This window comes from Pseudomonas sp. TWI929 (genome assembly GCF_039673335.1).
Taxonomy (GTDB): domain Bacteria; phylum Pseudomonadota; class Gammaproteobacteria; order Pseudomonadales; family Pseudomonadaceae; genus Aquipseudomonas.
In genome coordinates this window covers 1-7455 of the sequence record NZ_JBDJLK010000148.1, presented here as the reverse complement: position 1 = coordinate 7455, position 7455 = coordinate 1, and the positions used below count along the sequence as shown (strand labels likewise).

Annotated in this window: 6 protein-coding genes; 4 read left to right on the top strand and 2 right to left on the bottom strand. The window is 64.6% G+C overall.

The genetic code is table 11. The features are described from left to right. Positions 1–91: 91 nt before the first annotated feature. Positions 92–1378, top strand: coding sequence for an FAD-binding oxidoreductase (locus ABE456_RS27935; protein WP_346646810.1), 1287 nt, complete (start codon positions 92–94; stop codon positions 1376–1378). 108 nt (positions 1379–1486) lie between these two features. Here ABE456_RS27935 and ABE456_RS27930 read toward each other — a convergent pair whose 3' ends face one another. After that, on the bottom strand, positions 1487–2914 hold the full coding sequence (locus ABE456_RS27930; RefSeq protein WP_346646809.1) for a mechanosensitive ion channel family protein: 1428 nt from the start codon (positions 2912–2914) through the stop codon (positions 1487–1489). 320 nt (positions 2915–3234) lie between these two features. Between ABE456_RS27930 and ycaC the strand changes: the two genes are divergently transcribed. The 3 genes from ycaC (at position 3235) to ABE456_RS27915 (ending at position 6432) form a co-directional block, all read left to right on the top strand. Continuing rightward, entirely contained in the window at positions 3235–3864 is a 630-nt protein-coding gene (gene ycaC / locus ABE456_RS27925) for an isochorismate family cysteine hydrolase YcaC (RefSeq protein ID WP_346646808.1), read from the top strand. Positions 3865–3981: 117 nt separating this feature from the next. Beyond that, complete coding sequence (locus ABE456_RS27920) at positions 3982–4290, top strand: hypothetical protein (protein ID WP_346646807.1); 309 nt, start codon at positions 3982–3984, stop codon at positions 4288–4290. A gap of 300 nt (positions 4291–4590) precedes the next feature. Next, the gene (locus tag ABE456_RS27915; protein WP_346646811.1) at positions 4591–6432 is read left to right on the top strand and encodes an amidohydrolase; all 1842 of its coding nucleotides are present in this window, start codon (positions 4591–4593) and stop codon (positions 6430–6432) included. Positions 6433–6449: 17 nt separating this feature from the next. On the opposite strand, the gene ABE456_RS27910 is transcribed toward ABE456_RS27915, so the two are convergent. After that, entirely contained in the window at positions 6450–7361 is a 912-nt protein-coding gene (locus ABE456_RS27910) for a LysR substrate-binding domain-containing protein (RefSeq protein ID WP_105947185.1), read from the bottom strand. Positions 7362–7455 lie beyond the last annotated feature (94 nt).

The window sequence follows — 7455 nt, the reverse complement described above, 5'->3', positions numbered from 1 at the left end:
CTCCAAGCTTGTGCGATCCCTGTGGGAGCTGGCTTGCCGGCGATGGGCCGCGCAGCGGCCCCAACAAAAACAAAACAGCTGGAGCCGGGCCATGTCCGAACTGCGTCAAGAATGCTTGTGGGAATACGTCAGCAAACCGAGCGTGGCCGCCCAGGCCCTGGCCGGTGAGCACAAGGCCGATGTCTGCGTGATCGGCGGCGGCATTACCGGCCTGTCGGCGGCCATCCACCTGCTCGAACAGGGCAAGTCGGTGATCCTGCTGGAGGCCTGGAAGTTCGGCCATGGTGGCTCCGGGCGCAACGTCGGCCTGGTCAACGCCGGCACCTGGATCCGCCCCGACGACGTCGAGGCCACGCTCGGCCATAAGCAGGGCAGCCGCCTGAACAAGGTACTTGGCGAAGCCCCAGGCGAAGTGTTCGCCATGATCGAGCGCCTTGGCATTGACTGCCAGGCCCAGCACAAAGGCACGCTGCACATGGCGCACAACGCCACCGGCATCGCCGACCTCGAAGCCCGCCACGAACAATGGCGCCGCCGCGGTGCCGACGTGGAGCTGCTGACTGGCGCCCAGTGCCAGGAATACTGTGGTACCAACAAGATTTCCGCCGCGCTGCTCGACCGCCGCGCCGGCACCATCAACCCGATGGGCTATACCCAGGGCCTGGCAGCTGCCGTGGCACGCCTGGGCGGCAAGCTGTTCCAGCAATCCTCGGTCGAAGGCCTGGAGCGTGATGGCGATGCCTGGCGGGTGAAGACTGCCCGCGGCTCGGTGCGCGCCGACAAGGTGGTGATTTCCACTGGCGCCTACACCGAAGGCGACTGGAGCAACCTGCAGAAGCAGTTCTTCCGTGGTTATTACTACCAGGTGGCGTCCAAGCCGCTGCATGGTGCGGCTGCTGACAAGGTGCTGCCACACGGCCAGGGCTCGTGGGACACCCGCACCGTGCTCAGCAGCATCCGCCGCGACGACCAGGGCCGCCTGCTGCTCGGCAGCCTGGGCCGGGTCGACAACAAGCCGGCGTGGTTCGTGCGCAGCTGGGCCGACCGCATCCAGAGCCACTACTACCCGGAGCTGGGCAAGGTCGAGTGGGAGATGCACTGGACCGGCTGCATCGACTTCACCCCCGACCACCTGATGCGCCTGTTCGAGCCAGCGCCGGGGCTGGTGGCGGTGACCGGGTATAACGGGCGGGGTAATACCACCGGCACCGTGATTGGCCGGGCGTTTGCCGAGTTCCTACTGAAGGGTGAGGCGGACAGCCTGCCGATCCCGTTCTCGCCGATGACTGGCGTGAGTGCGCCTTCGCTGCGCACCGCGTTCTACGAGTCCGGGTTCTCGCTGTACCACGCGGGGCAATGCTTGAGAGTTGTGTTGTAAGCACTGGCCTCTTCGCGGGTGAACCCCCTCCCACAGGTATTGCGCAGCGTTCCAGATTAGCGCGGTCTCTGTGGGAGCGGATTTACCCGTGAAAGGGCCGGTACAGGTTTACTTGTGCAACCAGCTAAGGAAGCCGCCTTTCTTGATCAAGGCCGGCTTCTGCAGCAACAACGACTCCCGGCTCTGCCGCCGGAACCGCTGCAACTTGCTCAACGCCGTCTGCACATCGCCACGCTGTATCAGGCAACTTTTCACCTGCTCCTTGTCGATCCGGTACAGCACGCAACTGGTCAGTGTGCGGAACTCGGCAAACGAATCGTCTTCATCAATGATCCCCTCGATCCCCAATACCTCGCCCGGCCCCATGCGCCCGGCTTCCAGCAGTTTGTCGCCATCGCGCACCGACGCCGACACCACGCCGCTGCCAATCACCAGCAAATGGTCGGAATGCTCGCCCACCTCCAGAATCACCTGGTCCGCCAGGTACTCCACCGCAGTCATGCGCTGGCTCAGGGCATCCCGCTCGTCAGCGCTTAGCGAGCGAAACACCCGCACCTCGTCCAGCACCTCGCGCTGGCGGCTGCGCGGCGGCATGGCCAGGTCGACGTTCCACATCACCCCGCTGGCCTCCAGGTGGCGGTGCGCCAGGTCGAACAGCTGGTTGCGCGCCGCAGCCTTGCCGCCCATATCGGCAACGAAGCCACTGGCCTCGTACTCCACCGACTCCAGCGTCGAGGCCTTCACCGAAACCTTGGGCCCAGGTGAGGCAAGGATCGCGCTGGTGCCCTGCAAGGCCTTTTCCAGCGCATCGAACACCCGCTTGGGGCGCACCTTGGCTGGTACCACCACGCTGATCGACACCCCGTGTACATCGGCCGGGCGGCTGTGGTTGAGCAGCCGCGCCTTGGCTGCCACCGAATTCGGGATCACCGCCAGGCTACCCGTGCCCGTGAGCAGGCGGGTGGCGCGCCAGTCGATTTCCAGCACCTTGCCTTCGGTGCCGTCGATCGAGATCGAGTCGCCAATCTGGTACGGCCGCGTGGTGTTCAGGATGATCCCGCTGAACACATCCGCCAAGGTGCTCTGCAGCGCCAGGCCGATGACGATGGCCATCACCCCCGAGGTGGCCAGCAGGCCTTTCACCGGCAACTGCAGCACATAGCCTGCGGCAGCGACCACGGCGGCCAGGAAGATCAACGCCCCCAGCACATCCTGCAGCAAGCGCCCGCCATGGCTGCCACGGGCCACCAACAACAGGCCGAACACCACCGTGACCGTGCGCGCGCCGAACAGCCACCAACCGATCGTCAACACCGTGGCCATCAGGTTGCGTGAGACATCGTCCGGCCATGGTGGCGGTTGCAGCGGGCTCATACCAGCGGCCACCAGCACCGAGCTGAACAGCAGGAAGATCACCAGCCGCGTGCCGATGCGCCAGGCCCGGCGCTGGAGAGGGATGACTTGCCAGAGCACGAGGTCGAGCAGGATCAGGGCGGTACCGAGCAACAACGGGGACGACTGGATGAACGCCAGCATGGTGGTCTCGGGTGTGAGGGAAGGGCTGTGGGTAGTAATAGAGCAGGTTGCTGTTGCAGGCAATGGGGCCTGTGCCGGCCTTTTCGCGGGCTCGCCCGCTCCCACAGGGATTCCACAGGATTCAAATCCAGCGCTGTCCTTGTGGGAGCGGGCAAGCCCGCGAAGAGGCCAGCAAATCCAGCGCCAATCCATCGTTCATAAATCAGAACGCTACAGCCAAAAACCACTATCTACCGCTCCAAAGGTGATGGTTTTAATCTTCTCCCATCAACGCGAAACACCCAACTTACTGAATATCAAAACCCTTAGGAGCTACCCCGATGACCAACTTCAAATACAACCGCCTGAACAAAGACGACGCTGTCGTACTGCTGGTCGACCACCAGGCTGGCCTGCTGTCGCTGGTCCGCGACATCGAGCCGGACGCGTTCAAGAACAACGTGCTGGCCCTGGCTGACCTGGCCAAGTTCTTCAACCTGCCGACCATCCTCACCACCAGCTTCGAACAAGGCCCCAACGGCCCGCTGGTACCGGAACTGAAAGCCCTGTTCCCGGACGCCCCCTACATCGCCCGCCCAGGCCAGATCAACGCCTGGGACAACGAAGACTTCGTCAAGGCTGTGAAAGCCACCGGCAAGAAGCAACTGATCATCGCCGGTGTGGTCACCGAAGTATGCGTAGCCTTCCCGGCCCTGGCTGCTCTGGAAGAAGAGTTCGAAGTGTTCGTGGTCACCGATGCTTCCGGCACCTTCAACGCCATGACCCGTAACGCCGCCCACGACCGCATGAGCCGTGCAGGCGCACAACTGATGACCTGGTTCGGCGTGGCCTGCGAGCTGCACCGCGACTGGCGCAACGACATCGAAGGCCTGGCCGCACTGTGCTCCAACCACATCCCGGACTACCGCAACCTGATGACCAGCTACAACGCCTTCAACGCCAACAAGTAACCCCTACCGCTGCGGGCACCGTCAGCCGGTGCCCGCCCAGGGCAGCACACCTATCCAATCCAGCGCCCGTCCGCCGTTGCACAGTGGATGCGGGCAAGCTCATCCCAAGGAACGCCGATGAACACCGCACTCCAAGACAACCGCGAAGTGGTGACCGTATGCCTGCAGCACCAGGTTCTTGATGGCCCGTCGGGCGCTGCCACGGCGCAACCGCCGCGCTGGAAGCAGGCGCTGCTGACCTACCTGGTGATCTGCCCGATGACCATGGCCATTCCGCAGCTGCTGGCGCCGCTGTTCGCACGCTTCCCGCAACTGGGCGGCGTGATTGCCGGCAACCTGATCGTCAATGTGTTCGTCATCCTGCCCGTGGTGTTCTACATCATGCCTTGGGTAACCCGCCGCTGCGCCAACTGGCTGCGCGGTTGAGCCACGCCGTCGCCGGCGAAGAGGCCAGCCAAGGCAGCACAAAGTTTGAACAGGGCTAACCTTCTACAGCCCACCGCACATCCATCCAAGCCTTGGCCCTGCACCAACCGGCATGCTCCGCAGTCGCGCCTGCCGCCGCCCCCAGAGACGGAGAGCCCCATGTCCCAGGACCGCAACGACAAGACCCGTCGCCAGTTCCTCGCCACCAGCACCGTGCTCGGTGCCGCCGGCGCGCTCTGGTCCGCATTGCCCTTCACCGGCCAGGCCGGTTCCGCTCACGCATCCACCCAAGGAGGTTCCATGACCGCCGATCTGATTCTGTTCAACGGCAAGCTGCACACCGTTGACCGCGAAAAGCCCACCGCAACCGCCGTCGCCATCAAGGACGGCCGCTTCATCGCCGTGGGCAACGACGCCGAGGCCATGGCCCACAAGGGCGCCAGCACGCAAATCATCGACCTCAAGCAGCGCACGGTCATCCCCGGCCTGAACGACTCGCACCTGCACCTGATCCGCGGTGGCCTGAACTACAACCTGGAGCTGCGCTGGGAAGGCGTGCCGTCGGTGGCCGATGCCCTGCGCATGCTCAAGGACCAGGCCGCCCGCACGCCAACCCCACAGTGGGTGCGCGTGGTGGGTGGCTGGAACGAATTCCAGTTCGCTGAAAAACGCATGCCTACCCTGGAAGAAATCAACCAGGCCGCGCCCGACACCCCGGTATTCCTGCTGCACCTGTACGACCGCGCGCTGCTCAACCGCGCTGCGCTCAAGGCCGTTGGCTACGACAAGAGCACGCCGAACCCGCCAGGTGGCGAGATCCAGCGTGACAAGTTCGGCAACCCGACCGGCATGCTGATCGCCCGCCCCAATGCGATGATCCTCTACGCCACCCTGGCCAAGGGGCCGAAGCTGCCGCTGGAGTACCAGGTCAACTCCACCCGCCAGTTCATGCGCGAGCTCAACCGCCTGGGCCTGACCAGCGCCATCGATGCCGGCGGCGGTTACCAGAACTTCCCCGATGACTATTCGGTGATCCAGGAGCTGGCCGACAACAACCAGCTGACCGTGCGCATCGCCTACAACCTGTTCACCCAGAAGCCCAAGGAAGAGCTGGACGACTTCAAGAAGTGGACGTCCAGCGTCAAGCTGCACAGCGGCACCGATTTCCTGCGCCACAACGGCGCCGGCGAAATGCTGGTGTTCTCCGCCGCCGACTTCGAGGACTTCCTCGAGCCGCGCCCGGACCTGCCGCAGACCATGGAAGAAGAGCTGGAACCGGTGGTACGCCACCTGGTCGAGCAGCGTTGGCCGTTCCGCCTGCACGCCACCTACAACGAATCGATCACGCGCATGCTCGACGTGTTCGAAAAGGTCAACCGCGACATCCCGTTCAACGGCCTGCCGTGGTTCTTCGACCATGCCGAAACCATCACCCCGCAGAACATCGAGCGCGTGCGGGCCCTGGGCGGTGGTATCGCCGTACAGGACCGTATGGCCTTCCAGGGTGAGTACTTCGTCGACCGCTACGGCGCCAAGGCCGCTGAGCAGACCCCGCCGATCAAGCGCATGCTCGACATGGGCGTGCCGGTCGGTGCCGGTACCGACGCCACCCGCGTGTCCAGCTACAACCCGTGGACTTCGCTGTACTGGCTGGTCAGCGGCAAGACCGTTGGCGGCATGGAGCTGTACAAGGAAGGCCTGGACCGCGACACCGCGCTGCAACTGTTCACCCAGGGCAGCGCCTGGTTCTCTAGCGAGCAGGGCAAGAAGGGCCAGATCAAGGTCGGCCAGCTGGCTGACCTGGCGGCACTGTCGCTGGATTTCTTCAGCGTTGATGAAGAAGCAATCAAGGGTATCGAGTCGGTGCTGACCGTGGTCGATGGCAAGGTGGTGTACGGCGCGGCGGAGTTCGACAAGCTCGGCCCACCCCAGGTGCCGGTGCTGCCGGAATGGTCGCCTGTGACCAAGGTGCCGGGGCACTGGCGTGTGGGGACGCCGTCGCTGGCGGCAGCCGTGCACCAGTGCTCGGGGCCGTGCGGGGTGCATGCGCACAGCCATGAAAAGGCGCGGCATTCGAGTGTGCCGGTCAATGACTTCCAGGGCTTCTGGGGGGCGCTGGGTTGCTCGTGCTTCGCGTTCTAACCTGAGCTGCTGCGGAATCAGGCCATATCGCTGATCGCAAACTCCTCAGCCAGGTGATCGATCAGCGCCCGTACCGATGGCAGCAACCCGCGCCGCGACGGGAAGATTGCATGCACGATGCCACACCGCGGGTGCCAGTCCGGGATCAGCTCCACCAGCCGCCCTGCCGCCAGGTCCTCGCGCACCGCCACCCGCGGCAGGTGCGCAATGCCCACCCCAGCCACCACGAAATGGCGCAAGGCAAACAGGTCGTCGGTGACCATGCGCGGGGTATGCGGGATGACAATGCTGCGGCTGCTGTCCTCACCCTGGAACAACTCCCACTGGTACTCCCGTTGGGCACTGCCCCAGTGCAGGCTCGGCAGCGTGCCAAGCAACTGCGGGTCGAAACCCTTGGGCAGCTGCTCCAGGTACTGCGGTTGGCCGACCAGGCACTGGGTGCTGTTGCTCAGCACCTTCATCACCATGTCGGTGTTTTCCAACGGTGGAAAGCGCACCCGCAGGGCGATGTCGAAGCCCTCGTGCAGCAGGTCGACGCGGCGGTTGGTGCTTTCGATGAACAGCTCCACCTGCGGGTACTTGAGCATGTAGCGGGTCAGCATCGGCCCGACCCAGGAGTTGAGCAGGGTGGTCGGGCAACTGATGCGCACCAGCCCGCGCGGTTCGCTACGGTTGCGCTCGATGATCTCCGCCGCGCCCTCGGCCTCCACGCGCATGGCCAGACAGCGGTTGTAGTAGGCCTGGCCGATCTCGGTCAGCGAGCAGTGGCGGCTGGTGCGGTGCAGAAGGCGCACGCCCAGGCGGTCCTCCAGGTCGGCGATACGCCGGCTGAGCTTCGACTTGGGCATGTCCAGCGCCCGCCCGGCCGGGGCGAAGCCACCGTGTTCGACCACCTGGGTGAAGTAGTAGAGGGAGTTGAGGTCTTCCAATGATCGGTCTCCGGGTATTGGGTTGCCTGTGCCGGCCTCTTCGCGGGGGAACCGGCGTAGGGGGGCGCGCAGCCCCGAGGAATACCGCGGTGGG